Annotated in this window: 18 protein-coding genes; 6 read left to right on the top strand and 12 right to left on the bottom strand. The window is 64.4% G+C overall.

Translation table 11 applies throughout. The features are described 5' to 3' along the window. Positions 1-50: 50 nt before the first annotated feature. Genes ACNA0R_RS06460 through purU form a run of 8 tightly spaced genes read right to left on the bottom strand, consistent with a single transcriptional unit; the run spans position 51 to position 10,168 of the window. On the bottom strand, positions 51-1,457 hold the full coding sequence (locus tag ACNA0R_RS06460; protein ID WP_415825546.1) for an L-serine ammonia-lyase: 1,407 nt from the start codon (positions 1,455-1,457) through the stop codon (positions 51-53). Then, a complete protein-coding gene (locus tag ACNA0R_RS06465; protein WP_415825133.1) occupies positions 1,457-3,223 on the bottom strand; it encodes a gamma-glutamyltransferase family protein in 1,767 nt (588 codons plus the stop codon). Before ACNA0R_RS06465 ends, ACNA0R_RS06460 begins: the two co-directional genes overlap by 1 nt. Positions 3,224-3,240: 17 nt before the next feature. Then, complete coding sequence (locus ACNA0R_RS06470; RefSeq protein WP_415825134.1) at positions 3,241-3,867, bottom strand: sarcosine oxidase subunit gamma; 627 nt, start codon at positions 3,865-3,867, stop codon at positions 3,241-3,243. Further along, positions 3,857-6,862: a sarcosine oxidase subunit alpha family protein gene (locus ACNA0R_RS06475; protein WP_415825135.1), complete on the bottom strand. Its 3,006-nt coding sequence runs from the start codon at positions 6,860-6,862 to the stop codon at positions 3,857-3,859. Before ACNA0R_RS06475 ends, ACNA0R_RS06470 begins: the two co-directional genes overlap by 11 nt. Next, positions 6,862-7,158 (bottom strand): sarcosine oxidase subunit delta, encoded by a 297-nt coding sequence (locus ACNA0R_RS06480; protein WP_415825136.1) that lies wholly within the window; start codon positions 7,156-7,158, stop codon positions 6,862-6,864. Before ACNA0R_RS06480 ends, ACNA0R_RS06475 begins: the two co-directional genes overlap by 1 nt. A 12-nt stretch (positions 7,159-7,170) precedes the next feature. After that, the gene (locus tag ACNA0R_RS06485; RefSeq protein WP_415825137.1) at positions 7,171-8,412 is read right to left on the bottom strand and encodes a sarcosine oxidase subunit beta family protein; all 1,242 of its coding nucleotides are present in this window, start codon (positions 8,410-8,412) and stop codon (positions 7,171-7,173) included. Between the two features lie 3 nt (positions 8,413-8,415). Continuing rightward, complete coding sequence (locus ACNA0R_RS06490) at positions 8,416-9,348, bottom strand: bifunctional 5,10-methylenetetrahydrofolate dehydrogenase/5,10-methenyltetrahydrofolate cyclohydrolase (RefSeq protein ID WP_415825138.1); 933 nt, start codon at positions 9,346-9,348, stop codon at positions 8,416-8,418. Further along, positions 9,323-10,168: a formyltetrahydrofolate deformylase gene (purU, locus tag ACNA0R_RS06495; RefSeq protein WP_415825139.1), complete on the bottom strand. Its 846-nt coding sequence runs from the start codon at positions 10,166-10,168 to the stop codon at positions 9,323-9,325. Before purU ends, ACNA0R_RS06490 begins: the two co-directional genes overlap by 26 nt. A 150-nt stretch (positions 10,169-10,318) precedes the next feature. On the opposite strand from purU, the gene ACNA0R_RS06500 reads away from it, so the two are divergent. Beyond that, on the top strand, positions 10,319-11,245 hold the full coding sequence (locus ACNA0R_RS06500; RefSeq protein WP_415825140.1) for a LysR substrate-binding domain-containing protein: 927 nt from the start codon (positions 10,319-10,321) through the stop codon (positions 11,243-11,245). Here the strand turns inward: ACNA0R_RS06500 and ACNA0R_RS06505 are convergent. Together ACNA0R_RS06505 and ACNA0R_RS06510 are read right to left on the bottom strand one after the other, a co-directional pair. Beyond that, positions 11,236-12,216, bottom strand: coding sequence for a Bug family tripartite tricarboxylate transporter substrate binding protein (locus tag ACNA0R_RS06505; protein WP_415825141.1), 981 nt, complete (start codon positions 12,214-12,216; stop codon positions 11,236-11,238). The two genes, ACNA0R_RS06500 and ACNA0R_RS06505, sit on opposite strands and share 10 nt — an antisense overlap. A 267-nt stretch (positions 12,217-12,483) precedes the next feature. After that, on the bottom strand, positions 12,484-13,401 hold the full coding sequence (locus ACNA0R_RS06510; RefSeq protein WP_415825142.1) for a LysR family transcriptional regulator: 918 nt from the start codon (positions 13,399-13,401) through the stop codon (positions 12,484-12,486). Between the two features lie 152 nt (positions 13,402-13,553). Between ACNA0R_RS06510 and ACNA0R_RS06515 the strand changes: the two genes are divergently transcribed. Beyond that, a complete protein-coding gene (locus tag ACNA0R_RS06515) occupies positions 13,554-15,125 on the top strand; it encodes an MFS transporter (RefSeq protein ID WP_415825143.1) in 1,572 nt (523 codons plus the stop codon). A gap of 480 nt (positions 15,126-15,605) precedes the next feature. Here ACNA0R_RS06515 and otnI read toward each other — a convergent pair whose 3' ends face one another. Further along, complete coding sequence (otnI, locus tag ACNA0R_RS06520) at positions 15,606-16,400, bottom strand: 2-oxo-tetronate isomerase (protein WP_415825144.1); 795 nt, start codon at positions 16,398-16,400, stop codon at positions 15,606-15,608. Positions 16,401-16,416: 16 nt separating this feature from the next. Then, positions 16,417-17,361, bottom strand: coding sequence for a peptidylprolyl isomerase (locus tag ACNA0R_RS06525; protein ID WP_415825145.1), 945 nt, complete (start codon positions 17,359-17,361; stop codon positions 16,417-16,419). A 279-nt stretch (positions 17,362-17,640) separates the two neighbouring features. On the opposite strand from ACNA0R_RS06525, the gene ACNA0R_RS06530 reads away from it, so the two are divergent. The 4 genes from ACNA0R_RS06530 (at position 17,641) to urtB (ending at position 22,591) form a co-directional block, all read left to right on the top strand. Further along, entirely contained in the window at positions 17,641-17,967 is a 327-nt protein-coding gene (locus ACNA0R_RS06530) for a helix-turn-helix domain-containing protein (RefSeq protein WP_415825146.1), read from the top strand. A 49-nt stretch (positions 17,968-18,016) separates the two neighbouring features. Beyond that, complete coding sequence (locus ACNA0R_RS06535; protein WP_415825147.1) at positions 18,017-19,174, top strand: type II toxin-antitoxin system HipA family toxin; 1,158 nt, start codon at positions 18,017-18,019, stop codon at positions 19,172-19,174. 451 nt (positions 19,175-19,625) lie between these two features. After that, a complete protein-coding gene (urtA, locus tag ACNA0R_RS06540) occupies positions 19,626-20,879 on the top strand; it encodes an urea ABC transporter substrate-binding protein (protein ID WP_415825148.1) in 1,254 nt (417 codons plus the stop codon). Between the two features lie 86 nt (positions 20,880-20,965). Beyond that, entirely contained in the window at positions 20,966-22,591 is a 1,626-nt protein-coding gene (gene urtB / locus ACNA0R_RS06545; RefSeq protein ID WP_415825149.1) for an urea ABC transporter permease subunit UrtB, read from the top strand. Position 22,592 lies beyond the last annotated feature (1 nt).

Genomic DNA, 22,592 nt, shown 5'->3' on the forward strand with positions numbered 1-22,592 from the left:
TTGGTAGATTTCGGCCATGTTCGAGTACCGCGGGGACGCCATGGCGCGCGCTAACATTGCTTGATATTGATGGCCAATCCGCCACGCGACGTTTCCTTGTATTTCGTCTTCATATCCTGGCCGGTCTGCCACATCGTCTGGATGACCGCGTCCAGCGATACATGGTGGGGAACGCGGCTGCGCAGCGCCAGCCGGGCCGCATTCACCGCCTTCGCGCTGGCCACCGCATTGCGCTCGATGCATGGGATCTGGACCAGCCCGCCCACCGGATCGCAGGTCAGGCCAAGGTGATGTTCCATTGCGATCTCGGCGGCCTGCTCGACCTGTCCAGGCGTACCGCCGAGCACCTCACACAAGCCGCCCGCGGCCATGGAGCACGCCACCCCCACCTCGCCCTGGCAGCCGACCTCCGCTCCCGAAATCGATGCATTCAGCTTGTAGAGCATGCCGATGGCCGCGGCGGTCAGGAGGAAACGGCGGACGCCGTCGATACCCGCGCCGTCGATGAAGCGCATGTAGTAATGGAGGACCGAAGGAATGATGCCGGCGGCGCCGTTGGTTGGCGCCGTCACCACCTGCCCTCCGGATGCGTTTTCCTCGTTTACCGCCATCGCCCAAACATTCAACCAGTCCATGGCATGCAGGGCATCCTTTGCGCCCGCGCTGCCCGAAAGGAGAAAGTCGTGAAGGTCCTTCGCACGCCTGCTCACCTTGAGCGGACCGGGCAATTCACCCTCGGCCGCCACGCCGCGGCGCACGCAGTCCTCCATCGCACGCCAGATCGCATCCAGGCGCGCATGGATTTCACCGGCGGGGGTCATGCACGCTTCGTTGGCGTAGACGAGCTCCGAGACCGAACATTGCCGATCCTGGCATAAGCGCAGCAATTCCTGGCCCGAGCCAAAGGGATGAGGAAGGCACACACGCGGCGGGCTCTCGTTGCCGCTATCGTCGCCATGGAGCAGCGCGCCTCCACCGATCGAGTAGTAGGTCCGCTGCATCAATTCAGCGCCCTCGACATCGAATGCGTGGAACGTCAGGCCGTTGGGATGTCTGTCCAGCGGCCTGACGCGAAAAACGATATCCGTGCGCGGGTCGAAGGCTATCCGCCGGCTTCCCGACAGCACCAGGGAAGATGTCGTGCGCAGCATGTCCAGAATGCCGCTGATCTCCGGTCCCGTGACCGTTTCCGGCATCTTGCCGGCCAGGCCCAGGATGACACCCCGGTCCGTCCCATGCCCCCTTCCGGTGGCACCGAGCGATCCATACAGCACAATGCTGACCCGGGCAACGCGTGGCAGCATGCCGGGGTCCTTTAGTTCACGAAGAAACGCGGCGGCGGCGCGCATCGGGCCGACCGTATGCGAACTGGACGGACCGATGCCGATATGAAAGATATCGAAAACGCTGAACCGCGCGACCGCGGTACCGCCAGGCGGCGCTGCCGAAGTCCGCATCACCAGGCCAGCGCGTAGGCTTCCCGACGCGGGTCGGCGCCGGCATGGAACAAACGGGTATGCGGATCGCGCAGCACGGCGCACACGGCGCCGCTCATCGCGGGCAGGACAGGGATAGTCTGCACATCATGCCCCAGCGCCCGCATCGCATCGAAAACCGCCTGCGGCATATTTGCCTCAAGGCAGAGGCGGCCCGGCATATAGTCGTGCGGCGCGAACGAATTGGGAAAGTTCGCGCTGGAGAATCGGGGCGCCTCGACGGCCTGCTGCACCTGCATGCCGAACTCCGTGATATTGAGGAAGACTTGCAGCATGGCCTGCGATTGCACATCGCCACCCGGGGTGCCGAAGCAAAGGTAAGGCTTTCCATCGCGTAGCGCCATGCCCGGACTCGGCGTCAAGCGCGGCCGTTTGCCGGGCTCGACCCTGGCCGGGTGGCCGTCCTGTAGCCGCGACTGATGGCCACGCGTGGAAACGACTATGCCCAGTCCCGGCACCACGGGGGCATCATGCGAGGTATCCGACAATGTCGCCGAATAGGCGTTGCCGTACTTGTCCATCACGCAGGCATAGATGGTGTCCGGCGACATGCCCACGGGTCCGGATGAAGGATGGTCCGCGACAGGACCGCCCTTCCACATTCCGTGGACATCGCCCGGATCGGGCATTTCGCCGAAACAGGCATCGGGCCGGATGCGTGCACGCTGCGCCCGCGCATAGGCATCCGAGAGCAGCGTTGCCGTCGGGACGTCCACAAATTTCGGATCTCCGATATACGCCTCCCGGTCCGCGAAGGACAGATTCAGGGCCTCGGCCAAGAGATGGACATAGGCTGGCGAGTTCCGGCCCAGCGCGCGCAGATCGTCGTGCTCGAGGAGCTTGAGCGTTTGCAGCAATACGATGCCCTGGCACCAGGTATCGCAGGAGTGAACCTCCGTGCCATGGTAGACGGCGTGAATGCTGTCTTCCGGCTCCACTTCGAACGCGGCCAGGTCCTCATGGCGAAGGAATCCCCCGCTCTCCTGCTGGAACCGGACGATCGCATCGGCGATCGGCCCGCGGTAGAAATGGTCATGCACGGCTCGCAGTTTTCTATCGCGATCACCATGCGTGCTACGTTCGGCGTCGGCCAGGCTCGCCAACGTCCGCGCAAGATCACGCTGGACGAACAGCTCGCCGACGTCGGGCGTCCGCCCGCCCGGCACGAAAATCTCCCTGCTGGAAGGCCAACGCTCGTATCTCCATTTGGCCTGGCGCAGGCTTTCGGCCAGGAAGGGATAGGTGGCGAAGCCGTCCCGCGCAAGCTCCAGGGCGGGCGCCACGGCCTCGGCGAACGAGATCGTGCCGTACCTGCGCAAGGCGGTAATGTGGGTAGCCGGGGCGGCCGGCACCACCGTGCGCAGCACCCCGTCCGGCACGGAAAACCCGTCCCCTTCGGCGAGCAGGCGCCGGATATCCGTGGCGGCCGGCCAGTGTCCCAGGCCTGGCAGGGATACGACGCGGCCCAGCTTCTGCACATAGATCAGTGTCGGCGCCACGCCGGCAACCGATACGATGTCCGGCTGCAGCACCGCCAGCGCGAAAGCGGCCGTCACGCCGGCATCGATCGCATTACCGCCGGCGTCCAGCACGCGATTCGCCGCAATGCTTGCAAGATAGTGCCCGGACGACACCGCATGCTGCCTGCCCATGGGAGTGGGCCGCATACTGACGGCGGGAATGGCCAGCGACACGGGTCCGCTTTCGGTTTGCTTGGGATGTTCCATGTGTCAACCCCTGGTGTTCAGTAGCGTAGGTTTGCCTGCTGGATCGGCTTATAGGCGTCAAGCAACATCAGCATGAGGTACTCCGCGAAGCTGCGCCTGATGATCAGGTCGTAGATGCCGGAGCCACCGGCGCAGACTATGACTGGCGCCTTGAAGCAAACGCTTTGCGCGCACGCTCCCATGGCGAACGCCCGTGCGCTCAGGTCCAGTGGGCAACCGCGCGCAAGGACAAGCGGTGCTTTCCTGCCGCTCAGCGTCACGCTGGTATAGCCGCTGGTCACGTCGACGACCGAATAGTGCCCTGGACCCAAAGCATGCCGTAGCCTGGATTCCATATCGCGTGCCGGCCAGACGGCGGATGCCAGCATCCATTCGTCCGGCCCCAGCCATATGGCGCGGGCATCGGCGCCTTGCGTGTACGTATTCGGCCGGAGCGGTAATCTGATGCCTATCGCGGAGGCCACGCCAGCGTGTAGCGCGGTTTCATCCGGCGAGGCCCGGAATATGCAGAAGCCGACCAACGGGCGGCTATCCACCTCGAACTCGCCATTCGGCGGCCCGTGTTCCGCCAGCAGTTGCCCAATACCCGTGAGCGGAGACTCATGCCGCGGAGCCGGCCAGGCGGCTTTCCGTTCATTCAACATTTTGGCGCAGCCCCTCTTTGTCGAAAAACACCGTGTCGCAGACTTTCGCGGCTACGCTGGAACCGTTCGCCAGCGCGACCATCACGGTCTGGCCCTTCATGTTCGATCCATCGCGCAACATGGCCAGCGCAATGGATCGCCGCAATATCGGACTGAAATAGCTGGACGTCACATGACCGGCGGACTTGAAGGCGTGTCCGGCGCCGGGGCCTTTTGCCGGCAGTATCTGGCTGCCCTCGGGCAACACAAGGGACGCATTCTCGGTCAGCAGGCCGACATACTGTCGTCTTCCTTCGCCGGCCGTATCCGCGCGGGACAACGATCGTTTTCCCAGGCATTCCTTGTTCTTCGATACCATCCCGCCCATACCCATATCGGCCGGCGTCATCGATCCATCCGTATCCTGGCCGACGATGATGAAGCCCTTTTCCGCGCGCAGAACGTGCAGCGCTTCGGTACCGTAGGGAACGATGTCGTACTCCGCGCCAGCCGCCATGAGCGCTTCCCATACCGCCCGGCCATAGTCCGCGGGAACGTTGACTTCATAGGCGAGCTCGCCGGAAAAGCTGATCCGCATGACGCGGGCGGAAACACCGGCGACAGTACCTTCGCGGTAGCTCATGAAGGGAAAGGCCGCATTGCCGAAGTCGATGTCATCGCAGACCTTGCGCAGCACCTCGCGGCTGCGCGGCCCGGGTACGGCGATCGTGCACCAGTGGTCGGTGACGGAAGTCAGGCGCACGCGCATATCCGGCCACTCGGTCTGCAACCACAGCTCCAGCCAGTTCATGACGGTAGCGGCATTGCCCGTGGTCGTGGTCATGAGGAAATGTTCCTCGCCCAGCCTCACCGTCACGCCGTCATCGAAGATCATGCCGTTTTCATTGAGCATCAACCCATAGCGGGCGCGCCCGACGGCAAGCTTGCTCCAATCGTTCGTATAGACCCAGTTCAGCAGTTTGACCGCGTCCGGTCCCTGGATGTCGATTTTTCCCAGCGTGGACGCATCCAGCAGGGCGACCGAGCGCCGCACGGCCAGGCATTCGCGCGCCACCGCGGCGTGCATATCCTCGCCGTTCCTGGGGTAATACCAGGGCCGTTTCCACGCGCCCACGTCTTCGAATACGGCTCCGTGTTCGGCATGCCAGTCATGCAGGCAGGTTTTGCGGACAGGCTCGTGATGTAGCCCCAGATCGCGGCCGGAGAACGCGCCGAAGCTCACCGGCGTGTAATTAGGGCGGAACGTCGTGGTGCCGACATCGGCGACCGGCTTGCCCAGCAGCCCGGCCAGAATCCCCATGCCGTTGATGTTGCCGAGTTTCCCCTGATCGGTACCGAAGCCGAGCGCGGTGTACCGCTTGACATGCTCGACCGATTCGAAGCCCTCGCGCACAGCCAGCATGATGTCGGCGGTGGTCACATCGTTCTGGAAGTCCACGAACTGCTTGGGACCCCGGCTGGCCGTGACATCATCGGTCACCCGCCACAATGGAAGAATCGGCATTCCCTGGTCTGCATCGACACGAGTCCGCGGTTCCTGCGCCGGCGGTTCGTAGCCGCATGTGGACGCCGCCGCGCGGCCCGCGGCGACGCCTTCGTCCATCGCGGCGGCCAGCGCGAAGGTGCCGTTGGCCGCGCCTACGCTCTGTTCCGCCTGTCTGCTCGCACCCGGAACGAAGCACGACCGTGCGTCGTCCCACCGCGCCTTGCCGCCCGACTGGCTGAACAAATGTATGGCCGGGTTGAGTCCGCCCGACACGGCAACCAGGTCGCACGGCAGGACGACGTCCTCTCCTTCACCGTCGTGGGTGTGCCGGCGCACCTTCACGCTGCTTACGCGCCTATCGCCCGAAGCCGCCACGACCACGGATTCATGGTAGACCCTGATGCGCGGCCGCAGCGCCGCGTCGATCAGTGCGCCGTGTCCCGCCTTGCGGGCGTCGACCAAGGCCACGTTCGCGCCCACCGCCGCCAGCGCGCCCGCGGTACGGTAGCCCTCGTCGTTATTGCAGAACACCACGACGTCGCGGCCGGGCAACACGCCATAGCGATGGATATACGATGACACGGCCGACGCCAGCATGATGCCGGGCAGGTCGTTGTTTCCGAACACGATGGGACGCTCGTGGGCACCCGTCGCCAGGATGACGCGCCTGGCGCGAATCTTCCACAACAGCTCGCGGGTACCGATGCGCTCGTCGAGCGGCAGATGGTCGTGCAGCCGTTGCGTCACCGTGACCAGGTTGTGGTCGTGATAGCCGAACGCGGTGCTCCGGTTCAGGATCGTGACGGAGGTCGAGGCCGCCAGTTGCCGCCGCGCCCTGGCGATCCACGCCGCGGATGACTGCGTCCCTATCGCACAAGGGCTGGATAACAGGAAGCCGCCCAGTTCCGCCTGATCGTCGACCAGGACAATCCGTGCACCGGTGCCTGCCGCGGCCAGCGCGGCGGAAAGCCCCGCGGCACCTCCCCCCACGATCAACAGATCGCAATGGGCGAACCGCTTGTCGTAGCGCGACGGATCGCGCGCCGACGGCGATGTCCCGAGACCCGCGGCATCGCGAATACGGCGCTCGTACCTGGGCCAGAAGGAGCGCGGCCACATGAATGTCTTGTAGTAGAACCCCGCGGGGAGGAGTCGCGCGATGCGCTGGTTGAACGCCATGCGGTCGTTTTCCAGCGTCGGGAATGCGTTGACGCTGCGCGCGACCAGGCCTTCATACAGCTCGATCTCGGTGGCCTTGGCGTTCGGTACGGTATGCGCGCCATCTTCCAGCTGCACAATGGCGTTGGGCTCTTCGGGACCGGCCGAGACGATACCGCGCGGCCGGTGATACTTGAAGCTGCGCGCGACGAAATGCACGTCGTTCGCGAGCAGGGCCGACGCCAGGGTATCGCCGTGGAAGCCGATATACCGCTTGCCATTGAAGGTGAACGCAACGGGCCGGGCCCGGTCGATGGTGCCGCCGCTCGGGATTCGATTTTGCTGCTTCATTATTTATCTTCCTGGGCGCCGTCGTCGGCGGTTGGACCCGAGCCGAACCGCGCTGTCCGCAAAATTTCGTAAGTCACCGTGTCCCGCTCCACCTTGAACCAGCGCCGGCAACCCTGGGCATGCAGCCATTGCTCCTCGCCTGGCCCGCGGTGGTTCTTGCGCATGAACAGGTAGTCGGCCCATTCGATGTCCGTCACTTCGGCCGCCGGCGCGGGACGGCGGATATTCGCCTCGCCACCGCAAGAAAACTCGATCTCCGCGCGAGGCCCGCACCAGGGACATTCAATCAATAGCACGTCTATCCTCCGTCAGTGCGCAACGTTCGCGGCGCCATACTCGTCGATCAGCCTGCCGGTGGTGAACCGGTCCAGGCTGAACGGCGCGTTCAAATCGTGGGGGCGATCCAGCGCCACCGTGTGGGCGAAGACCATGCCCGATACAGGCGTAGCCTTGAAGCCTCCCGTGCCCCAGCCGCAGTTGAAATAGAGGCCCTTGACGGGCGTCTTAGTGATGATCGGGCACGAATCCGGACTCAGATCCACGATACCGCCCCACTGGCGATTCATGCGGACCCGGGAGAAGACGGGAAACATCTCCACGATGGCCGTGATCGTGCTTTCTATGGTCTGGAAGCTTCCGCGCTGGCCATACCCCACATACTGGTCCGCGCCGGCGCCGATGACCAGGTCGCCTTTGTCCGATTGGCTGATATAGGCGTGCACGGCGTTGGACATCACCACCGTATCGAGCACAGGCTTGATCGGCTCCGAGACCAGCGCTTGCAGGGGGTGGCTTTCCAGGGGCAGGCGTATCCCCGCCATATCCGCCAGGACGGTGGTATTGCCCGCCGCGACCACCGCCACCTTTCTGGCCTTGATCGTGCCCCGTTCGGTTCTCACACCGGTGACCTGGTCGCCATTCCGGTCGATACCCAGGACGGCGCAATTCTGGATGATGTCGACACCTGCCCGATCCGCCGCCCTGGCATAGCCCCACGCCACGGCATCGTGACGCGCCACGCCGGCCTTCCTCTGCATGGCTCCGCCCCATACGGGAAAGCGGCAATCCAGATTCAGGATGGGGATTTCGCGCTTGAGCGCTTCCCGATCAAGGTATTCCACGTCGATGCCGAGCAGCCGGTTCGCATGAATGCGACGCTGCACATCACGGAAGTCCTTCTGGGAATGAACCAGGCTGACCACGCCACGCTGGCTGAACATGACGTTGTAGTTCAAGTCGGCGGACAGGTTTTCCCACAGCGCGATGCCGGCGTCATACAAGGCCGCCGATTCTTCCCATAGGTAGCTGGACCGGACGATCGTGGTATTCCGTGCGGTGTTGCCGCCGCCTATCCATCCCTTTTCGACGACCGCGACATTGGTGATCCCATGATTCTTCGCCAGGTAGTAGGCCGTCGCCAGGCCGTGCCCGCCGCCACCGACGATCACCACGTCGTATTCCGGCCGAGGATCGGGACTGCGCCATTGCCGCTCCCATCGCTCGTGATAGGACATGGCATTCCTGGCGATACTGAAAATCGAATACTTCATCCGTTACTCCCGGGCTGCGGCCCGACATGCCGTCGAGGATGCGTACGCCCCGGCCCGCAGGGCGGCGGCATACGTGTTTTTCATCAACATGGCGATGGTCATGGGACCGACGCCCCCAGGCACCGGCGTAATAAAGGATGCGACTTCGGCCGCCTCGTCATAGGCCACATCCCCGGCTATCCTGTGCGCGCCCGCCTCGCCGGCGATGCGGTTGATGCCGACGTCGATAACGACCGCGCCGGGCTTTATCCAGTCGCCCCGAACCAGTCCGGGAGAACCGGCGGCTACCACGAGAATGTCGGCGGTGCGGCAGAGTTGTTCGATATTCCTGGTATGGATGTGAGCGACACTGACCGTGCATTCCGCGTGCATCAATAGCGTCGCCATCGGCCGGCCGACGATGTTGGACTTGCCGACGACAACCGCGTTCAGGCCCTTGAGCTCATGCCCGATGGCCCGCCGGATCAGGTGCATGCAACCCAATGGCGTACATGGGACGAAGGCGGCGAGGGTCGACCGGATCGTCATGCGGCCGACATTGACCTCGTGAAAACCGTCGACGTCCTTCCCGGGCGCGATCTCGCAAGCGACCGCCTCGGCGGATAGATGCGGCGGCAGCGGCAACTGAACGAGGATGCCGTGGACGGATGCATCAGCATTCAGGCGCTGTATCACGGCGGACAGCTCCGCGCTGGATGTCTGTGCTGGCAGGCGGATCTGCAGTGACGCGAAGCCGATACGCTCGGCCTGCCTGGCCTTGTTCGCGACATAGACCGCGCTTGCCGCGTCCTCGCCCACCAGGACGACCGCCAGTTTTGGGATCACGCCCGACTCGCGCATTTGCCTGGCGACTTCGGCGGTCACTTCGGCCGCGGCCTCGATGCCGCTGAGCGCAACGGCAGTCCGGGCATCAGAAGATGATGGTGCGGTTTTCATTCAACAGGATCCGGTGTTCAACATGGGTCTTGACGGCCTTGGCCAGCACCTGGCATTCGGTATCCCTTCCGATCGCGACCATTTCGTCGGGACCGGTCGCATGGTCCACGCGCCGTATGTCCTGCTCGATGATCGGCCCTTCGTCCAGGTCGGCGGTCACGTAGTGGGCCGTCGCGCCTATGAGCTTCACCCCGCGCTCGTAGGCCTGGTGGTAAGGCTTCGCGCCCTTGAAACTGGGCAGAAAGGAATGATGGATATTGATGACCTTGCCCGGCAGCCTGCGGCACAGGTCATCGGACAGAATTTGCATATACCTGGCCAGCACGACCAGATCGACCTCCAGGCTATCCAGCAAAGCCAGGAAGATCCGTTCCTGCTCCGCCTTATTATCCGGCGTCACGGGCAGATGGTGGAACGGGATGCCCTCGTGCTCGACCCGCGCCCGGTATACCGTGTGATTGGAAACGACGCCCACCAGCTGCAAGGGCAACTGATCGATGCTATTTCGATAGAGCAGATCGTTAAGGCAATGGCCCAACTGGGAAACCATGATGAGAACCCGCGGCTTTTGCGACAGATCGAATGTCTCCATCCGCATCCGGTAACGCTGCACGACCGGTTCGAAATGCCGCTCGAGCACTTCCCGCGACACATCGCTGTCGAACTGGAAGCACACACGCATGAACAGGCGGCCGGTCGTCGGATCGACGAATTGGCCGCTTTCCGTGATGCAGCCGCCCAGCGCGGCAATGCACTGCCCTACCGCCCCGACAATGCCACGCTGATCCTGGCACGTCACCTTGAGTACGAATTTTTTCATGGCCCCGTGGTTACCCATTCCTGTCGAGAATGACTTTCTCAAGCTTTTTATTCGGCTTGACACTTGCTATGATGGCCTTCGCCGCGCCAAACCACTAGCGAATTGCGCGCACCACTCATTCCCTAATGGAATCGATACCTGGGTCTTGCCATGCTTGATATCAACGGTCCGCGCCTCTTCTCCAGGCTGCCCTCCATGGAAAACCTGGTCTGTTTCGAAGCGGTTGCGCGCTGCGGAAGTTTCACCCGTGCCGCCCAGGAGCTTGCCCTGACCCAAAGCGCGGTCAGCAAGCAAATGGCCATGCTGGAGGACAGCCTCAAGACCTCGCTGTTCGACCGCGTAGGCCGCGGCATACGCTTGAGCGCGAAGGGCCGGGAGCTGCAGGCGGAACTGCAGCCGCTGCTTCTCAGGCTGAACGATGTGGTGGCGCGGCTCCGCAGCACGAATGCCGAACAAACCGTTACCGTCCGGTGCACACAGGCTGTGGCGCATAGCTGGCTGTTTCCCCAGGTGGTTTACTTCAATCAGGACCATCCTGAAATCAACGTCAATATCATCGCCAGCAACTCGATCAACGAGGAGAGCTGCAGCGACGGTTCGTTCGGCATCCTGTATGGCGACGGCGACTGGAATTCACTGGACGCTACCCCGCTATTTCAGGAAGTCGTATACGCGGTCTGCCGGCCGGATCTTCCTTTGCCTTCCATTGAAACCGTCGAGCAGCTGCGGGAAGCGCCGCTCATCCAGCTCGACTCCCGAGAATGGAATTGCATGGATTGGCCGGCCTGGTTCGAGCAGTTCGGCGTCGAGTACACCGCGCCGACTCGCGCATTGACGTTCAACCAAGTCACGCTGGTGTTCAACGCCGCCCTGCAGGGACTCGGCGTAGGGCTGGGGTGGGACTACATGGTGCGCGAATCGATCGACCGGGGGCAGTTGCGCGCAATCGGCGATTTCGCCTGCCGTACGGGCCGCTATGACTATCTCGTGCACTCGCGCCACAGGACGCTCAGCCCCGCGGCCCGCTTGTTCCGGGATTGGCTGCTGCAAAGGAAGCCGCTTTGGACTCATTCGTAGGTGATCGCCAGTTCCTTGCCAAGCGGCACCCATTTCTTGATTTCCGTGTCGATGTCGGCCGCGAATTCGGCGGATGATTCCGGCGTCAGCTGAATACCCAATTGGGCAAACCGGCTCGCGACTTCTGGATCCGCCAGCACCCGATTGATCTTTGCATTGAGCAGCGCCACCACTTCCGGGGGAGTGCCCGCCGGCGCAACAAAACCGAACCACTGCATGACCTCGAAGCCCGGCAGACCCTGGGATGCAATCGGCGGAATGTCGGGCGCGATGGACGCAGGCGCCAAACTCGTCACGCCGAGCGCCTTTAGCTTGCCTGACTTGATAAGCGGCAGCGCTGCCGACAGGCTGGGATAATTGAGGCTGATCATGTGGCCCACGACATCGCTCATGGCCTGCGCCGCGGATTTGTAGGGCACATGCATGATGTCGATATCAAGCCGCTTATCCACCAGGGCGCCTATCAGGTGGGAATAGGTGCCTATGCCAGCGCTCGAATAGGTCAACTTTCCAGGATGCTGCTTGGCGTATGCCGCCATGCCGGCGATGTCTCCAAAGGGGGCGTCAGGCGCGGCCACGAGAACACTGGGCGCCGCGCCGACTTTGGCGACCGCGACAAAATCCTTGGTGGGCTCGTACGGTACCCGCTTGAAGAAATACGGCGTATACGCCCATGGAGAGGCGGCGAACATCAGCGTGTAGCCATCCGGTTTGGCGCGCAGGACGTACTGCGCGCCGATGAAGCCGCCGGCGCCGTCCTTGTTCTCCACCACGAGCGATTGGCCAAACGCCTCGCCCAGCTTGGCGCCTATGACACGGGCATAGGTGTCGCTCGCGCTACCGGCCGAGAACGGCACGACGACGGTAATCGCACGCGCAGGATAGGCCGGCTCGCAGCGAGCGGGGGTGGACAGGCCAAGGATGGCGAACGCAAGCGCGCCGCCGAGCAATTTGGGAATTCGGATGTCCAAGATAACCCCTTGTATGCGTGCATGACGGATCGTCGGTGCCCGATGCAATCTTTTCTTTATGTAGTGGATACAGCATACAAATGCAGGGCCGGCAGGACTAATGAAAGAATCGCACGACTCATTCCCGGGAGAAATGTGTCATTCGGCCCTGCGCGGAGCGACCGGGCGCTTGCGAGCGGCTGCCCCCCCCGCCGCACGCATGTTCTTCAAGGGGTCTATAGGCAATCTCGCCACCCCACCGTGAAATGCCTGAAAGCCTCGCTCCGGTCAGCCCATAGGAAAAGGCGAGACCAGGACTGGCTCCGTGCGCAGGATCTGCTCGATGAAATGCCGCACCGTGGGCGAGCGCTCATGACGCCGGTATATCGCGGCGATGGACGACGGGATGTCCGCGCCCGCGACCTGGCGGAACACGACGTTGGGCAAGGCCAGCACGTCCTTGACGATGGTGGGCAGGACGGCGACGCCCACGCCCAGCGACACATGCGTCACCACCGCCAGCAAGGAGCCGGGCACGGCGGCGATGCGCGGCGTGAAACGGCCGCGCCGGGCGACCTCGCGCAAGCCGAGATCCTGTTCGGGCACAATGAAATCCTCTCCTGCCAGGTCGCGCGCCTTGACCGCCGGACCGTGCCGGCGCCCGCCCTCCCCGGCCAGACGATGACCGGACGGCAAGGCCAGGCAGAATCCGTCGCGCACCAGCACATGGCTGGCGATGCCGTTGGGCAGCGGCACGGGCAGGCGAACGAAGCCGATATCCACCGTGCCGGCCTCCACGCAGGCCGCGATCTGGTCCATGAGCAGCTCGCGCGCATGCAGCGTGACGTCCGGCCACTCGGTACGGAAGCGTTGCATCTGATGCTGCAGCACACCCGAATAAGCCGCCGAGCCGACATAGCCAAGCGCGATACGGCCCAATTGTCCACGGCCCGCCCGACGTCCGACGTTGACCGCGCGGTCGAAGCGGTCGAGCACGGCCAGCGTCTCGTCAAGGAAGGCCTCGCCGGCCTGCGTCAATGCCACGGAACGCTTGGTGCGGTTGAACAGGCGCGCCTGCAGCGCGCGTTCCAGCTCCTGGATCTGCAGGGTCAGCGTGGATGACGAGACGCCGAGCGCTTCGGCCGCCCTGGCGAAGTGCAATTCACGCGCGGCGACGACGAAAGACCGTAGATGGCGCAGCTCCATGATGCATGCCTCCAACATGGGCGAGTCGTAATGGCCGAAGCGCCTCGATCGAGACACCGAGTCGTGACGTCGGGACGTGGTTCAAATATTCGATTTTCTCGAATTATCTCGCCAGAATACTTTATTGAACTCAATGATACCGTCGTGCTGCAATGAACGCTTTCAACCCCTTGTGCAAGGTATCCATGGAAGCCACCATCGCCGCGCGGCCGGCCAACAGGCAGACCGCCGTCCTGCTGATCGCGTCGTGCGGTTGCGCAATGACGGTGCTCGACACCAATGTCGTGGGCATCGTGCTGCCGACGATCGCGCGCGACCTGCAGGCGACCTTCGCCGAGATCGAATGGGTGATCAGCGCCTATGTTCTGTGCTTCGCGTCGCTCCTGCTGCCGGCGGGTTCGATCGCCGACCGCTATGGGCGCAAACGGGTGTTCCTATGGGGGATCGCACTGTTCGCCCTGTCTTCGCTTGCTTGCGGGCTGGCGCCTTCGCCGGCTGCGCTCTATGCGGCACGGGCGGCGCAGGGCGCCAGCGCGGCCTTCCTGCTGGCCCCGGCGCTGGCGATCGTCGGCCACACCTTTCATGACGAACATGCGCGGGGGCGCGCGTGGGCCGTATGGGGCGGCATCATGGGACTGACCATGGTGCTGTCGCCCTTGCTCGGCGGTGTCATCAACAGCCTGCTGGGATGGCGCTGGGCCTTCCACATCAACGTACCGATCTGCGCCGTGCTGGGCACGGCCGTATTGCGGCGCGTGGACGAATCGCGCGATCCCACGCCGCGGTCGCTGGACTTTGCCGGGATCGCGCTGTTCGCCGCCGCCATGTTCGCCGTGACCTGGGCGTTGATACTGGGTCCGGGGCTCGGCTGGGGCAGCGTTGCCGTGCTAGGCCGCGCGGCCGTCGGGCTGATGCTGTTCGTCGCATTCTGCCTGGTGGAGCGCGCGCGGCCGCACCCCATGCTGGACCTGACCTTGTTCAAGGCCTGGCCCTTCGTGGGCGCGGTTATCGCCATGTTCGCCTATGCCTCGTCGGCCCAGGTCATGGCCTCCGTGTTGCCGCTGTTCCTGCAGAACGGGCGCGGCGATACCGCGCTGATGGCAAGCGTCGGCATGCTGCCTTTCGCCCTGGCCATGCTGGTCTTTCCCCAGGTCGGGCGCCGCCTTTCCCGATGGCTGGACAGCAAGGGCATCCTGACGCTCGGCCTGGCGATCGTGGCCCTCGGCAACGCGCTGATGGCCTATGCGGCCTTGCAGTCCGGCCAGGCCATGGTGATTATCGGGATGGCATTGCTTGGCACCGGTGGCGGGCTGCTCAATGGCGAAACGCAGAAGGCCATCATGGGCAACGTGCCGCCGCATCGGGCCGGCATGGCGTCGGGCATCAGCACGACGGCGCGCTTTTCCGGCATCCTGCTGGGCTTTGGCGGACTGGGCGCGGTGCTGGCGAGCAATACCGGCGCGGCCATCCGCGCGGCGGCGGAAGCGGCCCACCTGCCGGTCGACGACGCCTTTATCGGACGCGTGGTGGCGGGCGACATCCAGGACGCCGTCGCGGCCTATCCATCCAGCGCGTGGGATGCGCTTGCCGACATCGCCCGCGTCGCCTACGGGGCCGGCTTCTCCGGCGCATTCCTGCTGGCCGCGAGTAGCGCGGGGATCTGCGCGTTGCTTGTTTTCCTGTCGATGAGGCGATCAGGCAAACGCCCTACGCTGGTCCGATAGGAAGGGCCGATCGATCTGGCGCTCCAGCGTCGCGATATCGGCCGGATTCACACCGAGCCGGACGCAATGGTCTTGTCAGTATTGTCGATCAGGATATTGAAAACCATGCGCCTGAAGAGCTCCTGCATCTGCTCCAGATTGCGATGATTTGCGGCCACCCCTATCGTGTTCCGGGGCCGCGATTTCGGTAAGCGCCTGCGAGCGACCCATCATCCATAGCGCCGTTGCGTAAACACCCATCGAAACGCTGGGATCGCCTTTCTCCATGCGTATAAGCGTCGGCTCGGAAACGCCTATCCGTTGGGCCCGGGACTTAAGGGCCTCCCGGCGTCGTTTCCGCGCGATAGCAAGTCCTCGCCCAGCGCACGCTTAGCTATGCGGCGACGAGGCTCGTACGACCCCTTGTGCCCGTACGCGAGTCACTTGCCCAGCCGTGCCGGTTGAGCCGCTACTGGACGCTACTGGCCGGCCACTTTTCGCCTATGACGCCGACTGCCCAGCGGCACGCAGCCATCCCAGGCCGGCGCGGGTACCGTTGGCGGGCCGGTATTCGCAGCCTATCCAGCCGTCGTAGCCGAGTTCGTCGAGCACGCGGAACAAGTGGGGATAGTTGACTTCTCCGGCGTCCGGCTCGTGGCGCGCGGGCACGCCGGCGATCTGCATATGCCCTATCCGGCCGGTGGGCAGGTATTGGCGTATGCGCATTTCCAGGTCGCCCTCCACGATCTGGCAGTGATACAGGTCCAGCTGGACTTTCAGGTTGGCCGCGCCGACGGCGTCGATGATGGCGTGCGCGTCGGCCTGGCGGTTGAGGAAATAGCCCGGGATATCGCGCGTGTTGATGGGTTCTATCATCACGTCGCGCCCTGCCTTGGCGGCGGCTTCGGCGGCCCAGGCCAGGTTATGCACATAGGTTTCGCGCAGGCGCGCGCGGTCGGCGTCCTGTGGGACCAGCCCGGCCATGACGTGGATGCGCGGGCATGCCAGCACATCGGCGTATTCCAGCGCCCGCTCGATGCCGGCGCGGAATTCCGCTTCGCGCCCGGGCAGGCAGGCCAGGCCGCGCTCGCCGGCGTCTTCCCTGCCGGGCGGGCCGTTGAACAACGCCTGGATCAAGCCGTTTTCACGCAGCCGGGCGGCGAGTTCGGACGCCGGCCAGGCGTACGGGAACAGGCATTCCACGCCCTTGAACCCGTCTTCCGCGGCGGCCTGGAAGCGATCCAGGAAGCCGTATTCGTTATAGAGCAGGCTGATATTCGCGGCGAACTTCAACATATGGGGTCCTCCAACCTTAGCGGGTGGCTTCCAGCACCGAGCCCAGCGCCGCGCCATCGACCGTCACGGATTGCTTGTCCAGCAGGCCCTGCAAATAAGCCTGCGCTGCCTGCTGCTGCCGTTCCTGCCGCATGCCCAGCCGGAGGCGGTCCCGCACCTGCGCGAAGGTGGCGGTCTGCTGCGGGCGTTCGTCCACCAGCTTCAGGATATGGAAACCTTGCGCCGACTGCACGGGCGCGGATACCTGACCCTTGCGCATCGTGGCGACCACGGGCCGGATCTCGGGCAGCAGCTGGGACAGGGCGATCATGCCGGTGTCGCTTCCCTGCTGGGCGCCCGGGTCCTGCGAGTACTTCTTCATCAAGGCGGTGAAATCCGCCTTCGGCGCCTGGGCCTGCCTGGCGACATCGTCCGCCTGCTTGCGGGCGCGCGCCACGGCGGCGGCGTCGTTGATCGGCGCCGGCAGGAAGATCTGCGCCACGCGATACATGGCGGGATCGACCCAGTTCGATCTGGTGCGCTCGTAGGCGGCGTTCAACTCTTTGTCGGAGGGATAGTCCGCGGGAACCGCGCTGACCGAAGCCAGATAGGAACGGAACACGATCTCGCGCGTGGCGGCCTCGATCTGTGCCTTTACCTCCGGACGCTGCGCCCAGTTCTGGCTCTGCGCCTGCTGCAGCAAGGCCTTTTCCGCCAGGCGCCCACGGACCATATTGTCCAGCAGCGTGCGGTTGGCCTTGACCTGCGCGCGGGCCTGCGGCGCCAGCGCGTTCAGCATGGCCTGGACTTCGCCACGCTGCACTTCCACGGAGCCCATCCTGGCCACGACCGCGCTGTCGGCGCTGTCCGCCGCCGAGGACGCCTTGGCGCCGGGCTTGGCGGCATCCGCCGCCTGGGCCTGCCCGGCGCAGGCCATGCAGATCGCCGCCGCGGCGATCCATCCGTAGTTCTGGATTTTCATCGGATTCGTGTCGATATGTGGACGCGGGAGCGGCAACGATAACGCGAATACGATAGGCCGGCCTCTGCCGTGTGTTGAAATCAAAACCCGGTGAACGCGACGCTGAGCGTCGATCCGCGGCCGCCACGCCGCCCCGGGCGGACCGCCGTCGGCAGAGCCATAGATATCGTTTTATCCAGGATAACCAGATATCTATAGCCGCCCATGGCAAGACATGGTGTTTGATTTCCGTCATAAAACTCGGTTTAATTGAAATAACCCGATATTTATGATGACCCAATGCCGAAGAAGATCCAATTGCCGGCCTCTGTACCCACTCTGGTGGCGGAGCGCCTCCGCATCTGGGGACGCTGCATAAGGACGCAGCGGGTGGCGCAACATATCCCCGCCGCTGATCTCTGCGCCCGGATGGGTATATCCGACGCCACGCTCCGTCGCGTGGAGCGCGGGGACCCCGGCGCCGGCGCGGCCGTGTATTTATCCGCCCTCTGGGCTCTGGGCATTCTGGACACTGCCGTCCCGCCGCTCGATCCGCGCTACTGGTCGGCCGATCCCAACGCGCGCGCGCGCACCCCGGCATCCGAGGCGGACGATGACTATTTCTAAGCCCCTGTATGTCTATCTGCAGCGCCCCGACACCGAAGAATGGGTCACGGTGGGGCGATACGCCAGGCGCGACGCAGTAGGCGTCTTCCGCTATGCCCCCAGCTATCTCGACGCCCGGCTGCCCTGGTCCATAGACCCGGTGAACATGCCTTTGCTGCGGGATGTCGATTTGCCGGCCCACCGCTACGGCGGACTGCACGACGCCCTGCGCGATACCTGTCCGGATTCCTGGGGCAGGCTGCTACTGCATCGCGAATACGGCATGGCGGACAACGCGCCCGACGTCGAATATCTGCTTCGCGCGCGCAACGGCGACTTGTGGGGAGCGCTCGCGGTCGGCACATCGCGTAAGCCCTCGATCGATATTATCCAGAGCCCGAAGCTGCCTCAACTGGAGGAGCTGACCACTGAGCTCCTGGCGTTGTACGATCGGCGCCCGTCGGTGCATCCCCGGTTGCGCAAGATGCTCATGGCTACGCCCAGTCTGGGCGGCGCGCGCCCCAAGGGCACGCTCAAGGACGGAGACGACTACTGGCTGGTCAAGCCTCTGCTCCCCAGCGATATCGTCGACATCCCCGCTCTCGAGCACTTCACGATGAAGTGGGCCGCGACGGCTGGTTTGAACGCGGCGTCCACTGTTCATCATCGGGAAGGCATGAGCGTGTTGCGCGTGCATCGATTTGACAGGCACGGCGGACGCCGGACCATGGCCGTCAGCGGTGCGACGTTATTGAGCACCGAGTATCCGGGCGCGGCGCGTGCATCGTGGAGCTACCCCCGCCTGGCGGAACAATTGCGCCAGATCGGCGCGCCACACGAAGACCAGGTCGAGGTTTTCGACCGCATGGTGTTCAACGCCATCGTCGGAAATGATGACGATCATCCGCGCAACCACGCGGCGATTTACTGCGTCAGTGAAAATCGCTGGCGCTTGTCGCCGGCCTTTGACATCGTGCCCAATGCGGAAGAAACGCCGCGTACGCTATCGATGCAATTGTCGGCGGGCCGCTTCGACATTGCGCGCGACGCCGTCCTGGCCGGCGCAGCGCAGTTTGGCCTATCGGATGAACAGGCGAGGGTACATCTGCACGCATTGATTCAACGTATTGCCAATGCGTACGGCACGGTGGACGCGACGCTGCCGAAGGACCTGCGCGAGCTGCTCGCCGCCAGGCTGGCACACAACGTCCATATCCTGGGGGCATAGCTCGCCGCGCCAGCACCGACCACCTGCGGGCGCCGACGGGCGTGAGGCGCCGCCCGGCAGCGCCGCACCAGTGCGGCCCCTGCGCGCCCCGAAGGCTGACGAAAGGGTCCCGAAAGCAAACATCGGGCACCAAACCGCGGCGTCGCAGGCACCACTATCGCGCCATCACGGGCATGACACGCCTCTTGTTGGTGCGCGATTTCACGATGACGTGCGTACCGCCGAGCATGGACCACGCCGCTGTCGACCGGCGCGCTCCCGATCCCTATCCATTGCCGTCCGACCGCGGCGCGCCCCAAAGACACGCCCGCTTTGCGACAAAAAATTGGCATACGTTTTGCTTTTCATGCTCGTGCCCCGCGCATCGACCGACGCGCGGGCAGCGGCTGTACGACGCTTTGCACGCACTCCTGCCGGCCCGGACCGGCTCACCGTTAAGGATCCCGACAACATGAACCGCAGACACGTACTCAAACAATTGACGGCCGCCAGCGTGATGGCGATGACGGGATGGCTGCCGGAGGCCCTGGCCGCCGAAGACACCATCAAGGTCGGCATCCTGCATTCGCTGTCCGGCACGATGGCCATTTCCGAAACGTCGCTGAAGGACGTCGCCCTGATGACGATCGAAGAGATCAACGCCGCCGGCGGCGTCATGGGCAAGAAACTCGAACCCGTGGTGGTGGATCCCGCGTCGAACTGGCCCTTGTTCGCGGAGAAGGCCCGCCAGCTGCTGTCGCAGGAAAAGGTCGCCGTCGTATTCGGCTGCTGGACCTCGGTATCGCGCAAGTCGGTGCTGCCCGTCTTCAAGGAACTGAATGGCCTGCTGTTCTACCCCGTGCAGTACGAAGGCGAGGAACTGGAACATAACGTTTTCTACACCGGCGCGGCCCCCAACCAGCAGGCCATCCCGGCGGTGGAATACCTGATGAGCGAAGACGGCGGCGGTGCCAAGCGCTTCGTGCTACTGGGCACCGACTACGTCTATCCCCGCACCACCAACAAAATCCTGCGCGCCTTCCTGCATTCCAAGGGCGTCAAGGACGACGACATCCAGGAGGTCTACACGCCCTTCGGTCACTCCGACTACCAGACCATCGTCGCCAACATCAAGAAATTCGCCACCGGCGGCAAGACAGCCGTGGTGTCGACCATCAATGGCGACTCCAACGTGCCCTTCTACAAGGAATTGGGCAATGCCGGCCTGAAGGCCACCGACGTGCCGGTCGTGGCGTTCTCCGTGGGCGAGGAAGAACTGCGCGGCGTCGACACCAAGCCGCTGGTCGGCCACCTGGCCGCCTGGAATTACTTCGAGTCCATCAAGAACCCGGTCAACGCCGAGTTCATCAAGAAATGGAAGGCCTACGCCAAGGCCAAGAACCTGCCCAACGCGGATACGGTCGTCACCAACGACCCGATGGAAGCCACCTACATCGGCATCCATATGTGGAAGCAGGCCGTCGAGCAGGCCAAGACCACCAACGTCGACAAGGTGATCGCGGCGGTGGGCGGGCAGAAGTTCAACGCGCCGGACGGCTACACCATCGAGATGGACAAGACCAACCATCACCTGCACAAGCCCGTCTACATCGGCGAAATCCGCGCCGACGGCCAGTTCAACGTGGTCTGGAAGAGCAAGGGCCCGATCCGCGCGCAACCGTGGAGCCCCTACATCCCCGGCAACGAAGGCAAGCAAGGCCTGTAAAGGTGATCCTTGCCGGGACGGCCCGCAAGGCCGGCCCGCAAGGACGCCGCCAGGTACGGAAACGCATAGGAAGGAACGGCATCGCCATGCGCCTAGCGCTCTTCGCAATCACGCTGCGCCGCCTGCTGGCCGCCTGGCTGCTCGCCCTGCCCATGGCGGCGGCGCTGGGCGCGGGGCTCGATGCCTCGCTGCTCGCGCCGCTGGCCGGCGACGATACCGACGCCAAGCTGGAGGCGATCGGCAAACTGGGCCAGTCCACCCAGCCCGAGGCCGCCGATGTGCTGGCGGCCATGGGTTCGGATCGCCTCTATGCGACCGCCGACGGTCGTGTGCTGGTCGACACCGGCAAGGGCGCGCTCGATCCGGCTACCGGACAGACCTTGTCCATGCCGGCCGATGCAAGCTCGGTCATGATCAATAACCGGCTGCGGCGCGCCATCGACGGCGCGCTGGCGGAGTCGCGGCTGCATGCCGCCGACCCCACCCAGCGCCTGGCCGCCGCTCAGCGCCTGCAGCAGACCTCGCAGGCCAGCGTGCTGCCGCTGATCGTGGCCGCGCTGGACAAGGAAAAAGACCCGCAGGTGCGGGCCGCGCTGGAAATCGCGCAAGCCAATCTCGAACTAAAAAGCCCGGACGCCAATGTGCGCCGCCACGCGGTCGACATCCTGGGCCGCAGCCTGAACACAGGCTTCATCCCCGTCCTGACGGCGATGACCGGCCGCGATGCGCAGGGCAACTACACGGAAGCGGATGCAGGCGTTCGCGATGCGGCGGCCGCCGCGCTGCGCGCCATCGATCGCCACCTGGCCGCCATCGAATGGGCCGGCAATCTGTTCTACGGCATCAGCCTGGGCAGCGTGCTGCTGCTGGCCGCGCTGGGCCTGGCCATTACCTTCGGCCTGATGGGCGTCATCAACATGGCGCACGGCGAACTGCTGATGATAGGCGCCTACGCCACCTTCGCCGTGCAGGGCGCCTTTCGCGCCTGGGCGCCGGCCTGGCTGGACTGGTATGTGATCGCCGCCCTGCCCGTCGCCTTCGTCGTGACCGCGCTGGTGGGCATGGCGCTGGAACGCACCGTCATCCGCTGGCTGTATGGCAGGCCGCTGGAAACGCTGCTGGCGACCTGGGGCATCAGCCTGATCCTGATGCAATTGGTGCGTTCGCTGTTCGGCGCGCAGAACGTGGAAGTCAGCAACCCTGGCTGGATGAGCGGCGGCGTCACCGTGATGGGCGGCCTGGTGCTGACCTACAACCGGATCGTGATCATCGTGTTTTCGCTGCTGGTGCTGTTCTTCGTGTGGCTGCTGCTGAATCACACCCGGCTGGGCCTATTTGTGCGCGCCATCACGCAGAATCGCCGCATGGCGGACTGCGTGGGCGTGCCCACCGGCCGCATCGATATGCTGGCCTTCGGGCTGGGATCCGGCATCGCCGGGCTGGCCGGCGTGGCGCTGTCCCAGTTGGGCAACGTGGGGCCGGACCTGGGCCGCGGCTACATCGTCGACTCCTTCATGGTGGTCGTGCTGGGCGGCGTCGGCCAGCTTGCCGGCACCGTCATCGCGGCCCTGGGCCTGGGCGGGCTGAACAAGATCATGGAGCCCTATGCGGGCGCCGTGCTGGCCAAGATCGCCATCCTGGTGCTGATCGTGCTGTTCGTGCAAAAGCGGCCGCAAGGCCTGTTCGCCCCGCGTGGCCGGAGCGTCGAATGAA

The organism is Bordetella sputigena (assembly GCF_965137885.1).
Taxonomy (GTDB): Bacteria; Pseudomonadota; Gammaproteobacteria; order Burkholderiales; family Burkholderiaceae_B; genus Bordetella_C; species Bordetella_C sputigena.

What these genes read in the sequence shown, in the direction of transcription:
- ACNA0R_RS06460 (WP_415825546.1), bottom strand. Translation starts at nt 1,457, where the DNA reads ATGCGGACTTCGGCAGCGCCGCCTGGCGGTACCGCGGTCGCGCGGTTC.
- ACNA0R_RS06465 (WP_415825133.1), bottom strand. Translation starts at nt 3,223, where the DNA reads ATGGAACATCCCAAGCAAACCGAAAGCGGACCCGTGTCGCTGGCCATT.
- ACNA0R_RS06470 (WP_415825134.1), bottom strand. Translation starts at nt 3,867, where the DNA reads ATGTTGAATGAACGGAAAGCCGCCTGGCCGGCTCCGCGGCATGAGTCT.
- ACNA0R_RS06475 (WP_415825135.1), bottom strand. Translation starts at nt 6,862, where the DNA reads ATGAAGCAGCAAAATCGAATCCCGAGCGGCGGCACCATCGACCGGGCC.
- ACNA0R_RS06485 (WP_415825137.1), bottom strand. Translation starts at nt 8,412, where the DNA reads ATGAAGTATTCGATTTTCAGTATCGCCAGGAATGCCATGTCCTATCAC.
- ACNA0R_RS06490 (WP_415825138.1), bottom strand. Translation starts at nt 9,348, where the DNA reads ATGAAAACCGCACCATCATCTTCTGATGCCCGGACTGCCGTTGCGCTC.
- purU (WP_415825139.1), bottom strand. Translation starts at nt 10,168, where the DNA reads ATGAAAAAATTCGTACTCAAGGTGACGTGCCAGGATCAGCGTGGCATT.
- ACNA0R_RS06500 (WP_415825140.1), top strand. Translation starts at nt 10,319, where the DNA reads ATGCTTGATATCAACGGTCCGCGCCTCTTCTCCAGGCTGCCCTCCATG.
- ACNA0R_RS06510 (WP_415825142.1), bottom strand. Translation starts at nt 13,401, where the DNA reads ATGGAGCTGCGCCATCTACGGTCTTTCGTCGTCGCCGCGCGTGAATTG.
- ACNA0R_RS06515 (WP_415825143.1), top strand. Translation starts at nt 13,554, where the DNA reads ATGAACGCTTTCAACCCCTTGTGCAAGGTATCCATGGAAGCCACCATC.
- otnI (WP_415825144.1), bottom strand. Translation starts at nt 16,400, where the DNA reads ATGTTGAAGTTCGCCGCGAATATCAGCCTGCTCTATAACGAATACGGC.
- ACNA0R_RS06525 (WP_415825145.1), bottom strand. Translation starts at nt 17,361, where the DNA reads ATGAAAATCCAGAACTACGGATGGATCGCCGCGGCGGCGATCTGCATG.
- ACNA0R_RS06530 (WP_415825146.1), top strand. Translation starts at nt 17,641, where the DNA reads ATGCCGAAGAAGATCCAATTGCCGGCCTCTGTACCCACTCTGGTGGCG.
- urtA (WP_415825148.1), top strand. Translation starts at nt 19,626, where the DNA reads ATGAACCGCAGACACGTACTCAAACAATTGACGGCCGCCAGCGTGATG.
- urtB (WP_415825149.1), top strand. Translation starts at nt 20,966, where the DNA reads ATGCGCCTAGCGCTCTTCGCAATCACGCTGCGCCGCCTGCTGGCCGCC.